The sequence below is a fragment of the Streptomyces sp. NBC_01717 genome, from assembly GCF_036248255.1.
Classification (GTDB): domain Bacteria; phylum Actinomycetota; class Actinomycetes; order Streptomycetales; family Streptomycetaceae; genus Streptomyces.
The window spans coordinates 5,651,442-5,669,754 of record NZ_CP109178.1; the positions used below are offsets into that span (position 1 = coordinate 5,651,442).

The following is an 18,313-nucleotide window of genomic DNA, read 5'->3' on the forward strand; positions in this document are numbered from 1 at the left end:
ACGACAGACCGGACACATGGGTCGACGGACCGGACCGGCATCCCTCCGGCGCGGCAGCCACCGATGGGCCACCGCGCTGCTCGTGGCCCTGGTGCCCGCCCTGCTGCTCCTGCCCGCACCGGGCGCCGGTGCGGCGGACGGACGGCCCGCGGTCACCCTCTCGAAACAGCAGGCCGGCAAGGGCGGTGAGATCACCGTCAAAGGCAGCGGCTGGCGGCCCGACACCTTGCTGATGATGCTGATCTGCGGGCAGTCCTCGCCCGGCAGGGGCGTCATCGGTGGCACCAACTCCTGCTCCAACGCCGACGGACGCGCAGTCACCACCGATGCCAAGGGCGCCTTCAGCAAGAAGATGCCCGTCGCCGAGCCGCCCGAGCCGTGCCCGTGTGTGGTGCATGTCGCGACGGTCACCGGAGAACAGGCCACCGCCGACGCCGTGTTCGTCGTCGCGGGCCACCCGGTCGCCCCGCTGCCGAAGCAGACCGACGGCGGGAAGCTCGCCGTGCTCGCCACGACCCGGCTGGAGGGCGACAGCGGGATCCTCACCTGGTTCGGTGCCCCGCCCGCACGGAGGCTCGTCCTCACCGTCGGCAACCTCGGCACGGCACCCGTCAAGGACCCGGTCTTCCAGGTCGGGACGGCGCACGGCGTCTTCGCCCCGCAGTGGGAGGAACAGCAGTGGCGCGGCACCATCGCGCCCGGTCGCAAGGCGCAGATCGAACTCCCGGTCGAACTGACGGCGGGCGCGCACGGCGACTACCAGATCTCCCTGCGCTACGGGACGAAGGTGCTGGCCGAACAGCCGTGGGGGGTGGGCCGACCGTGGGGCGTCACCCTCTTCTGGATCCTGCTCTGCGTCGTCGTACCGGCCGCCGTGTTCCGGATCGGCATGGCGATCGTCGACAAGGTCCGGCCCCGCTCCCCGCATGCCTCGGTCCGGGCCGGACGTCACCGCCACCCACAGCTCACCGATGTGACCGCGAAGCTCACCAAGCTGCGCCGGGCACCGGGCACCACCCCTGTGAACCCCGCGGCGGAGGACCGGGCGGGTCGCGCCGGGTCCGCTGCGGGCGCGGCCGGCACGGCCGCGCTGCCGTGGTTCACACCGGAATCCGCACCGTCAGAGAACAGACCCACGACGAAGGGACATTCGTGAGCACCCAACGGAGGATGAGCGCGGCCGGGGTCGCGCTGATGCTCGGCGGCGCGGGGATCCTGCTGGCCGCGAGCCCGGCCCAGGCCGCCGACGTCTCGTACAAGACGGAGTGCATTCCGCCGTCCATCTCCGGGCTGCCGCCCGTACAGGGCACGACCAAGGTGCAGCTGACCGCGCCCGCCGAGGCGAAGGTCGGGGACACGGTCGAGGTGGTGTGGAAGACGGTCGCGGCCGCTTCCAGCAACCCCGACGTCCTCGACCTGGAGAAGGACACGGTCAAGCCGACCGGCACGATCAAGGTGGGCGGCGCGGCCAGTGGCGACCTGCCGATGGAAGGGCCCCGGCAGAACCCGCCGATCCCCAAGAACAGCCCCATGGTGCTGCCCGACATGAAGGGCATGCTGAAGCTGGAGAAGGCCGGCGAGATCACGCTGACGCCGGACGCGTACAACATCAACGTCTCCAAGCCGATCTCCACCGACACCAAGTGCTCCCCGAAGGAGACCGTGCAGCCGGGCGCGACGATCAAGGTCACGGACGGCGGCGGTACGACAGCGGGCGGCACGACCACCGGTACGACGGTGGGTGGCACCATCGCCGGCACGACGGTGGGTGGCACCATCTCCGGCACGACCACCGGCACCACCACCGGTTCCACCACCTCGGGCGGGACGACGGCCGACGGCGGGACCACGGCGGGCACGACGGCCGGCGGTACGGACACCGGAGGTACGGACTCCGGCGGCACCACCGCCGGGTCGAGCGGTGGCGGCGGCGGTCAGACCGACTTCGAGGGCAAGGAGGTGTCCGTCGCGTACGCCTGCAAGACGCCGATCGGTGACAAGAACGCCACCTCCCCGGTGAAGATCAACGCGAAGAAGAACGGCGGCAGCTTCGACCTCACGGTGAAGTTCAGCAAGTCGGTCATGGACAGTCCCGCCGACATCCCGGCCGATTCGGTGAAGCCCTCCATGGAGGTCAAGCTCGGCGGAGCCGACAAGGGCACGGTCCATGTCGAGGGCCCCACCAACAAGGAGCCCATCAAGTCCGGCGATCCGATCGAGATCCCCGATCTCACCGGTACGTACAAGCCGGGCGCGAGCGGCAAGTCCACCCTCAGCCCGGGTGTACTGACCGTGATGGCGCTCGGCACGACGACGACCTGCACCCCGCCCGCCGATGTCGCGGTCTCCCTGGAGCTGGACACCTCGTCCCAGCCCGGCGGGGCTGCCGGCGGCTCGGACGCGGGCGGCGCCACGAGCGGCGGCGGTACGGACTCCGGCGGCGGACTCGCAGCCACCGGCGCCGAGGACAACGGCACGCTGCGCGCGCTCGGCCTGGTAGCCGGTACGGCGATCCTGCTGGGCGGCGCCGTGTTCACGTTCACCCCCTGGCGCCGGCTGCGCGGCACCCGGTGAGCTGAGCTCCGTACCAGGGCAACGCGAAGGGCCGTCGCACCGGTCAACCGGTGCGACGGCCCCTCGTACGAGCGGTCAGCGCATCAGCGCATCAGCGATCGGTGCGTCAGCGCACATCGCCCATGAGCTGCTTGACCTTGTTGCGGTACATGAATATCGCAACACCCGCGGCCACCGCGAGGGCGGCCTGCAGAGTGACCACACCGGTGCCGTTGAGGTCGACACCCGCGATGGAGAGCAGACCCGTGGTGCAGTCACCGGCGGTGACGGCCAGGAACCAGACACCCATCATCTGGCTGGCGTACTTGGCCGGAGCCATCTTCGTCGTGACGGAGAGACCCACCGGGGACAGCGTCAGCTCGGCGACCGTCTGGACGAAGTAGATCGCGACCAGCCACATGGCGGCGGCCTTGTGACCGTCGGTGGCGATCGTCAGCGGCATCAGGAAGAGGAAGAACGACGCACCGACCAGTACCAGGCCGGAGCTGAACTTCACGATGGTGCTGGGCTCCTTGTCGCGCCGGTTCAGCGACAGCCAGAAGGCGGCGAAGACCGGGGCCAGCGCCATGATCAGGACCGGGTTGACCGACTGGTACCAGGAGACCGGGAAGTTCCATCCGAAGACGCTGTTCTCGGCCGAGGAGTCGGCGAAGATCGCCAGGGTCGAACCGCCCTGGTCGTAGATCATCCAGAAGATGGCGGCGGCGACGAAGAACCAGATGTAGCCGGACATCTTCGACTGCTCGGCGGCGCTGAGCTCCTTGTCGCGCTTGATGCGCGCCAGGACCAGGACTGGGATGACCAGGCCCGCGACGGTGATCGGGACGAGGATCCAGTTGAGCGTGTAGACGCCGGTGACGACCGTGACGATGTAGAAGACCGCGGCGACTGCCATCCAGATCATGCCCTTGCGCAGCGTGCTCGTGCGCTCGGCGGCGGACAGCGGCTTCGGGACGACGAGGCTGCGCTCGTTCAGGTGGCGGGTGCCCAGCAGGAACTGGACGAGACCCAGCGCCATGCCGGCCGCGGCGAGCGCGAAGCCCAGGTGCCAGTTCACGTTCTCGCCGACGGTGCCGATGGCCAGCGGCGCGGCGAAGGCGCCGACGTTGATGCCCATGTAGAAGATCGTGAAGCCACCGTCGCGGCGCGGGTCGTCCGGGCCGTCGTAGAGCTGGCCGACCATCGTCGAGATGTTGGACTTCAGCAGACCGGAGCCTATGGCCACCAGGCCGAGACCGACGAAGAACGTGCCCTCCGTGGGCAGCGCCAGCGCCAGGTGGCCGATCATGATGACCCCACCGGCGACGGCGACGGTCTTGCGGGGACCCCAGACGCGGTCACCGAACCAGCCACCGGGCATCGCGAGCAGGTACACCAGCGACACGTAGACCGAGTAGATCGCCGTGGCCGTGGCCGGGTTCATGTGAAGCCCGTTGGGGGCGATCAAGTAGAGGGGGAGCAGGGCCCTCATGCCGTAGTAGCTGAAGCGCTCCCACATCTCGGTCATGAAGAGAGTGGCCAGGCCGCGGGGGTGGCCGAAGAAGGTCTTCTCGGAGCCAGACGTGCTGGCTGAGTCCTTCGTCAGGCTGGACGCCATGGTCGATCCTTGCTTGCTCGGGACGCGACGCCTTGTGAGCGTTGAGCGCCCGGTGGGGGGAGGCCGGCACCGATGTGGCTGCGCCCACCCCTCACGCCTGAGAGGGGATTCGCTCCGGGACCCCGTACCTGGGTACGGAGTCGGAGTCGCGGGACGGACCGCATCGGGATCCACGCCCGGAGTACTTCATTGCGCTCCGGGCCCGGCCACAGGTCATTCACTGAACCAAAGGCTGGCGAATACCAGCCCGCATACAAAAGAGACCCTCGGCGCTTAAAGCTGCCCAAAGGTCCTTGAGTGGTGCAACAGGCGTCGAGCCACCATACGACACCACACTGCCGGATATGGAAGGACTTGAGAGATGGATCACAGGGATGAATGCAACCAGGCTCGCATATTCGAAGGCATGCCTCGGTTCAGGCCACGGACCCGCAGGCCTTGTCGATCACCTCACGACAGCCGCCTCATGCGGACTACCATCACCCCATGACCCGTGTACTGCTCGCCGAGGACGACGCCTCCATCTCGGAGCCCCTGGCTCGCGCCCTGCGTCGGGAGGGTTACGAGGTCGAAGTCCGCGAAGACGGTCCGACCGCTCTCGACGCCGGCCTCCAGGGCGGCATCGACCTGGTCGTGCTCGACCTGGGCCTGCCCGGGATGGACGGCCTCGAAGTGGCCCGAAGGCTCCGCGCCGACGGCCACACCGTGCCGATCCTGGTGCTCACCGCCCGCGCCGACGAGGTGGACACCGTCGTCGGCCTGGACGCCGGAGCCGACGACTACGTCACCAAGCCGTTCCGCCTGGCCGAGCTCCTCGCCCGGGTCCGGGCGCTGCTCCGGCGCGGTGCCACGGAGCCCTCGCCGCAGCCCGCCACGCACGGCGTGCGAATCGACGTCGAGTCGCACCGGGCCTGGATGGGCGACGAGGAACTCCAGCTCACCGCGAAGGAGTTCGACCTGCTGCGGGTCCTGGTCCGCGACGCGGGCCGGGTCGTCACCCGCGACCAGCTGATGCGCGAGGTCTGGGACACCACCTGGTGGTCGTCGACGAAGACCCTCGACATGCACATCTCCTGGCTCCGCAAGAAGCTCGGTGACGATGCCGCCAACCCCCGCTACATCGCGACCGTCCGGGGCGTCGGCTTCCGCTTCGAGAAGAGCTGACGTACAGAAACAGTCATGCGCCGCCGACTGATCAACTCCACCCTCGCCGTGGTGCTCGTGGTGATCGCCGTCTTCGGCGTCTCCCTCGTCATCGTCGAGACCCGCACCATCAGCAACAGCGCCCAGGAGAGCGTCGACTCCGAGGCGCTGCGGCTGATCAGCGTCGTCGAGAGCCGGCTCCTCGGGGCCGAGCGGATCAACCCCTCGGTGCTGGCCGAACAGGTCGACGACAACCGGTACGCGCTCGTCAGGATCCCCGGCCGTGCACCCCTCGAGGTGGGCACGCGCCCCACCGGCAGAGTGATCAGCAGTACGGCGTCGGGGGAGCAGGGCGAGAAGGTCACCGTCGAGGAGTCCAGCTCGGCCGTCACCCGTGAGGTCGGCCGCACCCTGATGATCATCGGCGCGGTGGCGCTCCTCGCGATCGTCTCCGCGGTGCTCCTCGCGGTACGCCAGGCCAACAAACTGGCCTCGCCGCTCACCGACCTCGCCGAGACGGCGGAACGCCTGGGCTCCGGCGATCCGCGACCGCGCCACAAGCGGTACGGGGTGCCGGAGCTGGACCGGGTCGCCGACGTCCTCGACTCCTCCGCGGAGCGGATCGCGCGGATGCTGACCGCGGAGCGCCGGCTCGCCGCCGACGCCTCCCACCAGCTCCGCACCCCGCTGACCGCGCTCTCCATGCGGATCGAGGAGATCTCCGTCACCGACGACCCGGACACGGTGAAGGAAGAGGCGAACTTCGCCCTCACCCAGGTCGAGCGCCTGACCGACGTGGTGGAACGGCTGCTGACCAACGCCCGCGACCCGCGCACCGGCTCCGCGGTCGTCTTCGACCTCGACGAGGTCGTCAAGCAGCAGATCGAGGAGTGGCGCCCGGCCTACCGCGGCGAGGGCCGGGCCATCGTCCGCTCCGGCAAGCAGGGCCTGCGGGCCGTCGGCACCCCGGGTGCGGTCGCCCAGGTGCTGGCCGCACTGATCGAGAACTCACTGATGCACGGTGGTGGCACGGTGGCGCTGCGCACCCGGGTCACCGGCAACCAGGCGGTAGTCGAGGTGACGGACGAGGGCCCCGGGGTCCCGCCCGACCTGGGCGCCCGGATCTTCGAGCGGACGATCAGCGGCCGCAACTCCACGGGGATCGGCCTGGCGGTGGCCCGCGACCTGGCCGAGGCGGACGGCGGCCGTCTGGAACTGCTCCAGCAGCAGCCGGCCGTCTTCGCCCTGTTCCTGAGCCGAGTGCCCGCCCCCCGCCAGGAGCCGGAACGCCCGGTGCGCTGACTCGAGCGAGGTCCGGCCTGCACAGACGCAGGACGGCATCAGCCGAAACCGAGCCCGTCGAAGGGGCCTCATGCCCTTGGGGCTCAGGGGGAGGCCGAGGGCGGACCGGTCACCGGGCGGCCCCGGTGCCTCAACGCCGTACCGCTTCCGCCGGCGCCACCGGAGCCCGCCCCTGCGCCACCACACCTAGACCGTCTTTGGCAGGCAGCGCCTTGAAGACCCAGCTCCGGTAGGACCAGAACCGGAACAGCGTCGCGATCCCGATTCCAAGGATCTTGAACACGTTGCTCTGGACGGGGCTGTTCCACCCGAACCCGTACGTCGCCGCGTACAGCACACCGTTCTCGATCACCGCGCCCGCCGCGCTGAACAGCAGGAACAGCATCAGCTCCCGGGTCCGGCCGGTCTTGTCACGGTCCCGGTACGTCCAGTAACGGAAGCCCACGTAGTTGAAGAGGATGGCGACGAACGTCGCCAGCAGACTGGCCCGCACCACCTGAAGGTTCGTGGTGTGCCGCAGCAGGTTGAAGACCGCGATATTGACCAGCAGGCCCAGCGCGCCGACGGCGCCGAACTTGGCGACCTCCCGGGCCAGCCGATCCAGCCGGGTTCGCAGTGCGCCCCGTTCGCTCATGGTGATCGCTCAGCCCCGTCCGTGGATTCGGTCAACCCGGTCATGCTAACCAGCACCCCTGTGGGATGCCTGTGAGCTGACGCGGAACCCGGCGACGTGGAACCGTCTCGGGACCGCCCGCAGGGGCGTCGTCCGATGGTCCCCGGGACGCCGGATACCCTGGAGGAGTGACGTTTCCGGTAGTCGGCATGGTCGGCGGCGGTCAGCTCGCCCGTATGACCCACGAGGCGGGCATCCCCCTCGGCATCAGATTCAAGCTCCTCAGCGACACCCCTCAGGACTCGGCGGCCCAGGTGGTGAGCGAAGTCGTCGTCGGCGACTATCGCGACCTGGACACCCTGCGTGCCTTCGCGCGCGGCTGTGACGTGATCACCTTCGATCACGAGCACGTCCCGACCGAGCACCTGCGGGCCCTGGAGGCGGACGGCATCCCCGTGCGCCCCGGTCCCGACGCGCTGGTGCACGCCCAGGACAAGGGGGTGATGCGCGCCAAGCTCTCGGCGATCGGTGTGCCCTGCCCCCGCCACCGCATCGTGACGGACCCGGCCGACGCCGCGGCGTTCGCGGCCGAGGTCGGCGGCTTCCCGGTCATCCTGAAGACGGTCCGCGGCGGATACGACGGCAAGGGTGTCTGGGTGGTCCGCTCCGAGGAGGACGCGGCCGAACCGTTCCGGGCCGGTGTCCCGGTCCTCGCCGAGGAGAAGGTGGACTTCGTACGGGAGCTGGCGGCGAACATCGTCCGCTCGCCGCACGGCCAGGCCGTCGCCTACCCGGTCGTCGAGTCGATCCAGGTGGACGGGGTCTGCGACACGGTCATCGCCCCGGCCCCCGAGCTGAGCGAGAAGCTCGCCGGCGAGGCCCAGCAGCTGGCGCTCCGGGTCGCCGCCGAGCTCGGCGTCGTCGGGCACCTCGCGGTCGAACTCTTCGAGACCGGCGACGGCCGCATCCTCGTCAACGAGCTCGCGATGCGCCCGCACAACTCCGGGCACTGGACCCAGGACGGCGCGATCACCTCGCAGTTCGCCAACCACGTCCGGGCCGTCCTCGACCTGCCGCTCGGCGACCCGCGCCCGCGCGCCACCTGGACGGTCATGTCCAACGTCCTCGGCGGCGACTACCCGGACATGTACCAGGCGTATCTGCACTGCATGGCCCGCGACCCGCAGCTCAAGATCCACATGTACGGCAAGGACGTGAAGCCCGGCCGCAAGGTCGGACACGTCAACACCTACGGCGACGACCTGGCGGACGTGCGGGAGCGCGCCCGGCACGCGGCCGACTACCTGCGAGGAACGATCACCGAATGACTCCCCCCGCCTCCGCCGCGCCCCTCGTCGGCATCGTCATGGGCTCGGACTCCGACTGGCCCGTCATGGAAGCAGCGGCCAAGGCCCTCGACGAGTTCGAGATCCCCTACGAGGTCGACGTCGTCTCCGCCCACCGGATGCCGCGCGAAATGATCGCGTACGGGGAGAACGCGGCGGAGCGCGGCCTCAAGGCGATCATCGCGGGTGCCGGCGGCGCCGCCCACCTGCCCGGCATGCTGGCCTCCGTCACCCCGCTGCCCGTCATCGGTGTCCCGGTCCCGCTGAAGTACCTGGACGGCATGGACAGCCTGCTCTCCATCGTGCAGATGCCGGCCGGTGTCCCGGTCGCGACCGTCTCGGTCGGCGGCGCACGCAACGCGGGCCTGCTCGCCGCGCGTATCCTCGCCGCCCACGACAGCGAGCTGCTGGCCCGGATGCGCGAGTTCCAGCAGGAGCTGAACGACCAGGCGACGGAGAAGGGCAGGCGGCTGCGCAACAAGGTCGAGGGCAGCGACTCCTTCGGCTTCGGCAAGTAGCGGCAGAGGGGGAGGGCGACCATGGATCACAGCGCCGACAACATCGCGGACCGCACTGCCGACCGCATCGCGGAACGGCTCACCCGGGCCGGGGAACTGCTTGCCGAGTACCCCGTCGTCGACGGCCACAACGACCTGCCCTGGGCACTGCGGGAACAGGTCGGCTACGACCTGGACGCCCGGGACATCGCGACCGACCAGTCCGCCCACCTCCACACCGACATCCGACGGCTGCGCGCCGGTGGCGTCGGCGCCCAGTTCTGGTCCGTCTACGTACGGTCCGACATGGCCGGTGACGCCGCCGTCAGCGCCACCCTCGAACAGATCGACGTGGTCGCCGAGCTGCTGGACCGCCACCCCGCCGACCTGCGGCGTGCCCTGACCGCCGACGACATGGAGGCAGCCCGCGCCGAGGGCCGTATCGCCTCCCTGATGGGCGCCGAGGGCGGCCACTCCATCAACAACTCGCTGGGCACCCTGCGCGCCCTGCACACGCTCGGCGTCCGCTACATGACGCTGACCCACAACGACAACATCGCGTGGGCCGACTCGGCGACCGACGAACCGGGGGTCGGCGGACTCTCCCCGTTCGGCCACGAGGTCGTACGGGAGATGAACCGTACCGGGGTGCTCGTCGACCTCTCGCATGTGGCGGCCACGACGATGCGCGACGCGCTCGCCACCTCCACGGCGCCGGTGATGTTCTCGCACTCCTCGGCACGGGCGGTCTGCGACCACCCGCGCAACATCCCCGACGACGTCCTCGCGCAGCTCCCGGCCAACGGCGGCATCGCCATGGCGACCTTCGTACCGAAGTTCGTCCTGCCGGCCGCCGTCGCCTGGACCCGGGCCGCGGACGAGAACATGCGCGCCCATGGCCTGCACCATCTCGACACCACCTCGCAGGCGATGAAGATCCACGCCGCGTTCGAGGCGGCCAACCCGCGCCCGATGGCCACGGTGGCGACGATCGCCGACCACCTCGACCACATGCGTGAGGTCGCCGGGATCGACCACATCGGTATCGGCGGCGACTACGACGGCACCGCGTTCCTCCCCGCCGGTCTGGAGGACGTCTCGGGCTACCCGAACCTGATCGCGGAACTCCTGGGCCGCGGCTGGTCCGCCGCCGACCTCGCCAAGCTCACGTGGCGCAACGCGGTACGGGTGCTGCGCGACGCGGAGGACGTCGCCCGCGAGCTGCGTACGCGGCGCGGTCCGTCCCACGCCACGATCGACGAACTCGACGCTCCCGAGGCCTGAGAACAGCCTGACAACGGCCCGAGAACGGCCCGAGCGCTTCAAGGGAGGCGGTTCGGGCCCTCAACGGCTCAGGGGCGGACCGGCCCTCAGCGGCCGGCCCATGAACCAGTGACTCAGGCGCGGGGCCGGCCCATCGCCCGGTACGTCCAGCCCGCCTCGCGCCACACCGCGCTGTCCAGCGCGTTACGGCCGTCCAGAATGATCCGGTGCGCCGCGGCCTCGCCCAGCGCCACCGCGTCCAGCTCACGGAACTCGCGCCACTCCGTCAGGTGCAGCACCACATCCGCGCCGCGCACGGCGTCCAGCGCCGACTCCGCGTACCCGAGCGTCGGGAAGAGCCGCCGGGCGTTGTCCATGCCCTTCGGGTCGTACACGGTGACCTGGCCGCCCTGGAGGTGGATCTGCCCGGCCACGTTCAGCGCGGGCGAGTCGCGTACGTCGTCCGAGTCCGGCTTGAACGTCGCACCCAGCACGCCCACCCGCTTGCCGAGGAACGAGTCGCCGCCCACGGCCTCCCGGGCCAGCTCCACCATGTGGCCGCGGCGCCGCATATTGATCGAGTCGACCTCGCGGAGGAACGTCAGCGCCTGGTCCGCGCCCAGCTCACCGGCGCGCGCCATGAACGCGCGGATGTCCTTGGGCAGACAGCCGCCGCCGAAGCCGATCCCGGCCCGCAGGAACTTGTTGCCGATCCGCTCGTCGTGGCCGATCGCCTCGGCGAGCTTCTTCACATCACCGTCGGCGGCCTCGCAGACCTCAGCCATGGCGTTGATGAACGAGATCTTGGTCGCCAGGAACGAGTTCGCGGCGGTCTTCACCAGCTCGGCGGTCGGGAAGTCCGTCACCACGAAGGGCGACCCCTCCACGACCGGAACCGCGTACACCTCGCGCAGCAGCTTCTCGGCCCGCTCGCTCTCCACACCGACGACGATCCGGTCGGGGCGCAGGGTGTCCTTCACGGCGAAGCCCTCGCGCAGGAACTCCGGGTTCCAGGCCAGCTCCGCGTCCGTACCCACGGGCGCCAGCTCGGCCAGCCGCGCCGCGAGCCGGGCCGCGGAGCCCACCGGCACGGTCGACTTCCCGACGACCAGTGTGGGCCGGGTCAGCTGCGCCGCCAGCGACTCGAAGGCGCTGTCCACATAGGACATGTCGCAGGCGTACTCGCCGTGCTTCTGCGGGGTGTTCACGCAGACGAAGTGCACATCACCGAAGGCACCCACCTCTTCCCACGAGGTGGTGAACCGCAGCCGGCCGGTGGATCCCTCGATGCCCGCGACGTGCTTGCGGAGCAGCTCTTCGAGACCCGGCTCGTACATCGGGACCTTGCCGACGCTCAGCATCTCGATCTTCTCGGGCACGACATCGAGCCCGAGCACTTCGAAGCCGAGCTCCGCCATGGCCGCGGCGTGGGTGGCGCCGAGGTAGCCGGTGCCGATCACAGTGATCCTGAGGGCCATGAAGTGCTCCTGGGAGATGCGGACGGACGTGCGGTGAACGAGCATAGTCGTGCCCCCTGACGCCCTGTTTTACCGGTCTTGCGGACCCCTGTCGCGTAGCTCACGTACGGCTCGCATAGGTCTTTGCGGGGCACGGCGCCTAAAATTGGGTTACTTAACGGTAGTTAGCATCCCTGGGGAGTGAGAGTCTTGGCGGGTTCCACCGATTTCGACCTGTACCGTCCGGCCGAGGAGCACGACATGCTCCGCGAGACGGTCCGTGCGCTCGCCGAGGCGAAGATCGCCCCGTTCGCGGCGGCGGTCGACGAGGAGGCCCGCTTCCCGCAGGAGGCGCTGGACGCCCTGGTCGCCTCCGACCTGCAGGCCGTGCACGTCCCCGAGGAGTACGGCGGCGCCGGTGCCGACGCCCTCGCCACCGTGATCGTGATCGAGGAGGTGGCCCGCGTCTGCGCCTCCTCCTCCCTGATCCCAGCCGTGAACAAGCTCGGCTCGCTCCCGGTGATCCTCTCCGGCTCCGAGGCGCTGAAGAAGAAGTACCTGGGCCCGCTCGCCAAGGGCGACGCGATGTTCTCGTACTGCCTCTCCGAGCCCGACGCGGGCTCCGACGCCGCCGGCATGAAGACGAAGGCCGTCCGCGACGGCGACTTCTGGGTCCTGAACGGCGTGAAGCGCTGGATCACCAACGCGGGTGTCTCCGAGTACTACACGGTGATGGCCGTCACCGACCCGACCAAGCGCTCCAAGGGCATCTCGGCGTTCGTCGTCGAGAAGTCGGACGAGGGTGTCTCCTTCGGCGCCCCGGAGAAGAAGCTCGGCATCAAGGGTTCCCCGACCCGCGAGGTCTACTTCGACAACGTCCGGATCCCCGCCGACCGCATGATCGGTGAGGAGGGCACCGGCTTCGCCACGGCGATGAAGACCCTGGACCACACCCGCATCACGATCGCGGCCCAGGCCCTCGGTATCGCGCAGGGCGCCCTCGACTACGCCAAGGGGTACGTCCAGGAGCGCAAGCAGTTCGGCAAGCCGATCGGCGACTTCCAGGGCGTCCAGTTCATGCTCGCCGACATGGCGATGAAGCTGGAGGCGGCCCGCCAGCTCACCTACTCGGCCGCCGCCAAGTCCGAGCGCCTCGACGGCGACCTGACGTTCTTCGGCGCCGCGGCCAAGTGCTTCGCCTCCGACGTCGCGATGGAGATCACCACGGACGCGGTCCAGCTGCTCGGCGGCTACGGCTACACGCGGGACTACCCGGTGGAGCGGATGATGCGCGACGCCAAGATCACGCAGATCTACGAGGGCACGAATCAGGTCCAGCGCATAGTCATGGCGCGGAACCTGCCGTAACCCGGCGGGTTCTCCCGGCTCAGGCGTCCGTCCCGAACGGATTGCGACCATTGACCGGCCCCCGGCTCCCTGCCGGGGGCCGATCGCGTTTCCCCGGTGCAGCGGGTTCGTGAACGCTGCGGGAGCGGCGGCTCGCGATGGCGTAACTTCCCTGTCCATGACCGACATCGACAAGCTCACCGGCCTGTTCGAAGCGCTGGGGGCCGACGACGCACCGGGCTGGGCCGACTCGGAAGTCGAGGAGAACATTCCGCAGCTGGCCCGCTACCGGTTCCTGCGCAAGGTCTGGCAGGACATCGACGCCTGGAGCTCGGCGGCGCCCGACTGGGTCGAGGCGTACCGGAAGGAGGGCCTCGCGGGCGGCGCCGTCGAGCGGGCGGTGCGGCTCGGGCTGACCCCCGGTGAACTGGGCGAGATAGCCCGTGAGGTGGCGAAGGAGACCGCGTTCGGCCTGCTCTACAGCCTGGCCGATCCGACGGACGGTGACCTTCCGCCCGAGGTCGAGGAACAGCTGCCCGGCTGGTGCGTGGCGGAGCTGTCCCCGCAGGGCAAGCCCACGGGGCGGATTCTGGATGCGCTGTACGAGGATCTGGACGAGCTCGAACCGCAGGGACCTGTGGAAGGTGTGCGGTGACCGCGTTCGATCTGAGTGAGCGGCGGATCTGGGACGGCCGGGCCGAGGCCTACGCGCTCACCTTCGCGGGCCTGTGCGCTCACCCCGTGCCTGCGCTGCTGGACGCGGCCGGGGTCGGTACCGGGACACGGATGCTCGATGTGGGGTGCGGCAGTGGCAGTGTGACGGTGGCGGCCGTCGGGCGCGGTGCGGTCGTACGGGCCGTGGACGCCGAACCCGGCATGGTCGAGGCCACCCGCCGGGCCGCGCCCGGAGCTGATGTCCGACTCGGCCGGCTGCCCGAACTTCCTTACCAGGACTGCGAGTTCGACGCAGTCGTGGCGAACTTCGTGCTCAACCACGTGGGCCGTCCGGAGGCCGCCATCGAGGAGCTGCGCCGGATCACCCGTCCCGGCGGCCTGGTCGCGGTCACCATCTGGCAGGTGCCGAACGGCGCCGGGCAGGCACTGGTGGGACGGGCCGCGCAGGCGGCGGGGCTGACCCGACCGCAGTGGCTGGCCACGGTCGACGCCGAGCACGACTTCCCGCGCACCCGGGAAGGGCTGGGTGCGCTGATGTCCGCGGCCGGCCTCGCAGACGTACGGACCGAGACCCTCGCCTGGGATCACCACGTGGGCGCGGAGGACTGGTGGGCGGGCCCCGCCTCCGGGGTCGCCGCGATCGGGCAGCAGGTCAACAGCAGGGGGCCGGAGGGAGTGGCCGCGGCCAAGCGGGAGTACGACGTGCTGTGCGCCGAATTCGCCAAGGAGGACGGCGAGTTGGCACTGCCGCATGTGGCGCTGCTGGCGCGGGGGAGCGTGTAGCGGCGGCGGGCCGCGGCCGCACGTGCGGTGGCGACCGTGGCGTGCGGCGGGGCCCGGTCGGCGAACCGTCCGGGCCTCGCTGCTGTCTGCCGTCAGTTGCCGGAGACGGTGACCTTCTCGTCGTTGTTGAGCTGCTGCACCAGCTGCTTGACCTTGGCCTTGTCCCAGACCAGGTTCCCGCCGGTGCTGCCAGAGATCGGCATGTTCATCGACTTGCCGTCACCGCCCGTGACGCCCTTCATCGCGAAGAACATGTTGCCCAGGTCCCACAGCGACATGTCCTTGTCGACGATGAGGGTGTCGAGACCGGCGCCCATCGTCGGGTACAGCTTGAACGGGTTGAGGATCGTGGACGGCGTCGCGGTCTGGCTCGCCAGCGCCGCGAGGAACTTCTGCTGGTTCTTCGTACGGTCCAGGTCGCTGCGCGCGAACGCGTACCGGGTCCGTACGAAGGCGAGCGACTGCTCGCCGTTCAGCGTCTGCTTGCCGGCCTGGAAGTCGGCGCCGGAGTTCTTGTCCTTGAACGCCTTGGGGATGTCGAGTTCCACCCCGCCGATCGCGTCCACGATCTTGGCGAAGCCGCCGAAGCCGATCTCGACGTAGTGGTCGATGTGCAGGCCGGTGTTGAACTCGACGGTACGCACCAGCAGTTCGGGGCCGTCCTCCGCGTAGGCGGCGTTCAGCTTCACCATGCGGCCCGTGCCCTTGAAGGTCTTGCCGGATTCCGAGCCGACGAAAGTGGGGATCTCGACGTTCGAGTCACGCGGCAGGGAGACCAGCGTCGGGCCGTTCGAGCCGTCGTGCAGGATCATCATCGAGTCGGTCCGCTTGCCTTCGGCGGAGCCGGTGTGGAGCCTCTTCTTGTCCTCGGCCGACATGCCCGCGCGGCTGTCGGAACCGACGATCAGATAGTTGGTGCCGTCGCCCTCGCCGGGACGCTCGATCACCTTGGAGAGGTCGACCTCGCGCTTCAGCTTGGAGTCGGCCCAGAAGTACGTGCTGATGGAGACGGCCAGTACCACGACCACGAGGGTCAGGGCGCCGATCTTTATTCGACGGCGCCAGTCCGGCGCGGGCCGGCCCTGGACGTAACCGCCGTCACCGCCGCCGTATCCCCGGCCGCCGCCGTTGCCGCCGCCGTAGACCTGACCGTTGCTGTAACCGTTGTCGTACCCAGCGTTGTCGTCATAGCCGTCGGCGTACCGCGGCGGCTCCGGACGGCGCTGCTGCGGCGGCGCCGGATACTGCCGCGGCGGCGCCGGGCGCTGCGGCGGCGGTGCGGGGTGCCGCTGGACGTGCCGCATCACACGGGCACTCTCGGGCTGGGCGCTGTCACTGCCCCGTCCGTAGCGGTCGTCGCGGTTGTCGTCGGTCCATCCACCGGGCCTGTCGCTCATGCGGACCAGTGTGCAGGCCGGACCTGTCGGTATTACAGGGGGTGTGAGATATCGGGCCTGGGCTGTTGCCAAGCTGATGCAATGTCCGCGGCGTACGGCCCCCGCATAAGGGCGCATGGCCCCCGCATAAGGTGGACGGCATGACAGATCAGGCCCTGCGCCCGGAGGGCGATATTCCGGGCAAGCCGACCGCGGCGTCCCGGACCACCCTCAGCCACATCATGACCGGCAGTGACACCAACCTGCTGGGCACCGTGCACGGTGGCGTGATCATGAAACTCGTCGACGACGCGGCGGGCGCCGTGGCCGGCCGGCACTCCGGCGGCCCCGCTGTGACGGCCTCGATGGACGAGATGGTCTTCCTGGAGCCGGTCCGCGTCGGTGACCTTGTCCACGTCCGCGCGCAGGTGAACTGGACCGGCCGCTCCTCGATGGAGGTCGGCGTCCGGGTCATGGCCGAGCGGTGGAACGAATCGACCCCCGCCCAGCAGGTCGGCAGCGCGTACCTGGTGTTCGCGGCGGTCGACGGAGACGGCAAACCGCGCCCCGTACCGCCCGTGATCCCGGAGACGGAGCGCGACAAGCGGCGCTACCAGGAGGCGCAGATCCGGCGTACGCACCGCCTCGCCCGGCGCCGCGCGATCAAGGAACTGCGCGAGAAGCGCATCGCGGACGGCATCGACGTCGACTGACGGCAGGCCCCGGGTCCGGCGGGGGCGGGTACCCCGGTGGCCGCCCCCGCCGGACATCGCCCCGCGCGCTGCGACACCGCCCCCTACGGGCACACCACCTGGTCGCCCGTGACCGTGCCGAACTCGCCCCGGTTCCTCGCCTCGGCCTCCACCCGTTCCACCTTGCCGAAATTCTCGCCCGCGGTCACCTTCATCGTCTTGCCCTGCCCCGTGACCGCCCGCAGCTCGGCCCCCGGCAGCGCTGCCGCCAGCGACTTCGCCGACCGGTCCCACCGCGGGTCGTACTCGACCAGCGTGTGCTTCAGGCTGCGCGGCTCCGCGTTGAGCGGGGCCCGCGTCGTGACGAAGCCGGTGGCGCGCAGCGCGTCGTCGACCTTTCTGCCGAGTCCGTCCTGCACGGTCCCGTTGTAGACCTGGACCCGGATCTCGCCCGGTGCGACATCGACCGGCTTCGCCACCGGCGCCTCCGGCCGCTTCGAAGCCAGCGGCTTGTCCTCGCGCAGCGCCTCGAAGAGCCTCTTCGACTTCGCCGGGTCCCATTTGACCGTCGAGCCGATGCCCTTGACCGGGAAGGAGGGATCGCTGATCGGCACGGAGGCGAACTCGGACGACGCCGGGGTGAAGCCGCGCATCGCCTGGCCGAGGTCCAGCAGCTGGTCCGTGCCGAACCCCCGGTCCGCCCGGACCGAACGGAGCATCGTCGACGCGACGTCCCGGAATTTCACCGGGTTCATCAGCACGCCGCTGCTGGTCGCCCGCTTGATCAGCGACGCGAGGAACTTCTGCTGGCGCTGCATCCGGCCCAGGTCGGCGGCCGCGTCGATATGGCGTGAGCGCACGTAGCGAAGCGCCTGCCCGCCGTCCAGCCAGTGGGTGCCCGCGGCGAGATCGAGACCGGTGTACGAGTCCTTCATCGGCCGGGCCGTGCAGATCTGCACCCCGCCGAGGGTGTCCACCGTCTTCATGAAGCTGGTGAAGTCGACCTCCAGGTAGTGGTCGACCTTGACACCCGTCATGCGCTCGACCGTCCGTACGGTCAGACTCGGGCCGCCCTCCGCATAGGCGGCGTTCAGCTTCACCGGATGGGCGGCGCGTTCGGCGCCGGTGGCCGGGTCCCGGCGCTCGGGGAGCTCGGTGTAGGTGTCGCGAGGCAACGAGACGATGGTCGCGCGTTCCCTGTCCGCCGACAGGTGCACCAGCATGATCGTGTCGGTGCAGTGGCAGGGCGCACCGCCCAGCCGGTACTTCCGCTTCTCCTCCCGGTCGACCTTGTCGCGGCCGTCGGTGCCGACGAGCAGCAGATTCATGCCGTTGCCGGCCCGTGGCCGGTTCTTCATGTCCTTGAACGGGTCGACCCGGTCGATCCCGGTCTCCAGGCTGGTCACGACCGCATGACCGATCCCGCCCGCCCCGAGCACCAGCACGGACAGACTGGTCGCCACCCGCATGCCCCAGCGGGGCCGCTCGTCCTGCTTTCTCGACCTGCGCTGCGGGGGAGTGGCGTGGCGGCGCGGCGGACGGGGGGAGCTGTGCGGTGTGGGCACGAGGGGACCTCCGCGGTGCATGGGGGACCGTTCGCACAGTAGGTCCATACGATCACCACTCCGGGAGGCGACCCGGTGTCGCG

The 18,313-nt window shown here is 69.9% G+C and carries 16 protein-coding genes; 11 read left to right on the forward strand and 5 right to left on the reverse strand.

Annotation, left to right across the window (positions count from 1 at the left end; translation table 11 throughout):
* Positions 1–16 precede the first annotated feature (16 nt).
* Together OHB49_RS25655 and OHB49_RS25660 are read left to right on the forward strand one after the other, a co-directional pair.
* Positions 17–1,156 (forward strand): hypothetical protein, encoded by a 1,140-nt coding sequence (locus tag OHB49_RS25655; RefSeq protein ID WP_329166621.1) that lies wholly within the window; start codon positions 17–19, stop codon positions 1,154–1,156.
* Between the two features lie 14 nt (positions 1,157–1,170).
* Positions 1,171–2,574: a hypothetical protein gene (locus tag OHB49_RS25660; RefSeq protein WP_329166622.1), complete on the forward strand. Its 1,404-nt coding sequence runs from the start codon at positions 1,171–1,173 to the stop codon at positions 2,572–2,574.
* Between the two features lie 106 nt (positions 2,575–2,680).
* Here the strand turns inward: OHB49_RS25660 and OHB49_RS25665 are convergent, their stop codons facing one another.
* Positions 2,681–4,171: an oligopeptide:H+ symporter gene (locus tag OHB49_RS25665; RefSeq protein ID WP_030977018.1), complete on the reverse strand. Its 1,491-nt coding sequence runs from the start codon at positions 4,169–4,171 to the stop codon at positions 2,681–2,683.
* Between the two features lie 486 nt (positions 4,172–4,657).
* On the opposite strand from OHB49_RS25665, the gene OHB49_RS25670 reads away from it, so the two are divergent.
* Both OHB49_RS25670 and OHB49_RS25675 read left to right on the forward strand, forming a co-directional pair.
* Positions 4,658–5,335, forward strand: coding sequence for a response regulator transcription factor (locus OHB49_RS25670; protein ID WP_030926954.1), 678 nt, complete (start codon positions 4,658–4,660; stop codon positions 5,333–5,335).
* 15 nt (positions 5,336–5,350) lie between these two features.
* Entirely contained in the window at positions 5,351–6,616 is a 1,266-nt protein-coding gene (locus OHB49_RS25675; protein WP_030977021.1) for an ATP-binding protein, read from the forward strand.
* Between the two features lie 130 nt (positions 6,617–6,746).
* Here the strand turns inward: OHB49_RS25675 and OHB49_RS25680 are convergent, their stop codons facing one another.
* On the reverse strand, positions 6,747–7,250 hold the full coding sequence (locus OHB49_RS25680; protein WP_030977022.1) for a GtrA family protein: 504 nt from the start codon (positions 7,248–7,250) through the stop codon (positions 6,747–6,749).
* Positions 7,251–7,417: 167 nt separating this feature from the next.
* Here OHB49_RS25680 and OHB49_RS25685 point away from each other — a divergent pair, with 167 nt between their 5' ends.
* Genes OHB49_RS25685 through OHB49_RS25695 form a run of 3 tightly spaced genes read left to right on the forward strand, consistent with a single transcriptional unit; the run spans position 7,418 to position 10,356 of the window.
* The gene (locus OHB49_RS25685; protein ID WP_078852935.1) at positions 7,418–8,557 is read left to right on the forward strand and encodes a 5-(carboxyamino)imidazole ribonucleotide synthase; all 1,140 of its coding nucleotides are present in this window, start codon (positions 7,418–7,420) and stop codon (positions 8,555–8,557) included.
* Positions 8,554–9,093 (forward strand): 5-(carboxyamino)imidazole ribonucleotide mutase, encoded by a 540-nt coding sequence (gene purE / locus OHB49_RS25690; RefSeq protein ID WP_030977026.1) that lies wholly within the window; start codon positions 8,554–8,556, stop codon positions 9,091–9,093. The genes OHB49_RS25685 and purE overlap by 4 nt, the downstream gene beginning before the upstream one ends.
* Positions 9,094–9,114: 21 nt before the next feature.
* Positions 9,115–10,356 carry a dipeptidase gene (locus OHB49_RS25695; RefSeq protein ID WP_329163338.1) on the forward strand — a complete coding sequence of 414 codons (1,242 nt, stop codon included), beginning with the start codon at positions 9,115–9,117 and terminating at the stop codon, positions 10,354–10,356.
* A 113-nt stretch (positions 10,357–10,469) separates the two neighbouring features.
* On the opposite strand, the gene OHB49_RS25700 is transcribed toward OHB49_RS25695, so the two are convergent.
* Positions 10,470–11,813: a UDP-glucose dehydrogenase family protein gene (locus OHB49_RS25700; protein WP_329163340.1), complete on the reverse strand. Its 1,344-nt coding sequence runs from the start codon at positions 11,811–11,813 to the stop codon at positions 10,470–10,472.
* 189 nt (positions 11,814–12,002) lie between these two features.
* Here OHB49_RS25700 and OHB49_RS25705 point away from each other — a divergent pair, with 189 nt between their 5' ends.
* From OHB49_RS25705 to OHB49_RS25715, 3 genes are all read left to right on the forward strand, one after another.
* A complete protein-coding gene (locus tag OHB49_RS25705; protein ID WP_093776593.1) occupies positions 12,003–13,160 on the forward strand; it encodes an acyl-CoA dehydrogenase in 1,158 nt (385 codons plus the stop codon).
* Positions 13,161–13,317: 157 nt separating this feature from the next.
* On the forward strand, positions 13,318–13,794 hold the full coding sequence (locus tag OHB49_RS25710) for a hypothetical protein (protein ID WP_329163342.1): 477 nt from the start codon (positions 13,318–13,320) through the stop codon (positions 13,792–13,794).
* Positions 13,791–14,597, forward strand: coding sequence for a class I SAM-dependent methyltransferase (locus OHB49_RS25715; protein ID WP_329163345.1), 807 nt, complete (start codon positions 13,791–13,793; stop codon positions 14,595–14,597). The genes OHB49_RS25710 and OHB49_RS25715 overlap by 4 nt, the downstream gene beginning before the upstream one ends.
* Before the next feature lie 92 nt (positions 14,598–14,689).
* On the opposite strand, the gene OHB49_RS25720 is transcribed toward OHB49_RS25715, so the two are convergent.
* Positions 14,690–15,994: an LCP family protein gene (locus tag OHB49_RS25720; protein WP_329163347.1), complete on the reverse strand. Its 1,305-nt coding sequence runs from the start codon at positions 15,992–15,994 to the stop codon at positions 14,690–14,692.
* Positions 15,995–16,134: 140 nt separating this feature from the next.
* Here OHB49_RS25720 and OHB49_RS25725 point away from each other — a divergent pair, with 140 nt between their 5' ends.
* The gene (locus OHB49_RS25725; protein WP_329163349.1) at positions 16,135–16,686 is read left to right on the forward strand and encodes an acyl-CoA thioesterase; all 552 of its coding nucleotides are present in this window, start codon (positions 16,135–16,137) and stop codon (positions 16,684–16,686) included.
* A gap of 83 nt (positions 16,687–16,769) precedes the next feature.
* On the opposite strand, the gene OHB49_RS25730 is transcribed toward OHB49_RS25725, so the two are convergent.
* Complete coding sequence (locus OHB49_RS25730; protein ID WP_443079560.1) at positions 16,770–18,251, reverse strand: LCP family protein; 1,482 nt, start codon at positions 18,249–18,251, stop codon at positions 16,770–16,772.
* Positions 18,252–18,313 lie beyond the last annotated feature (62 nt).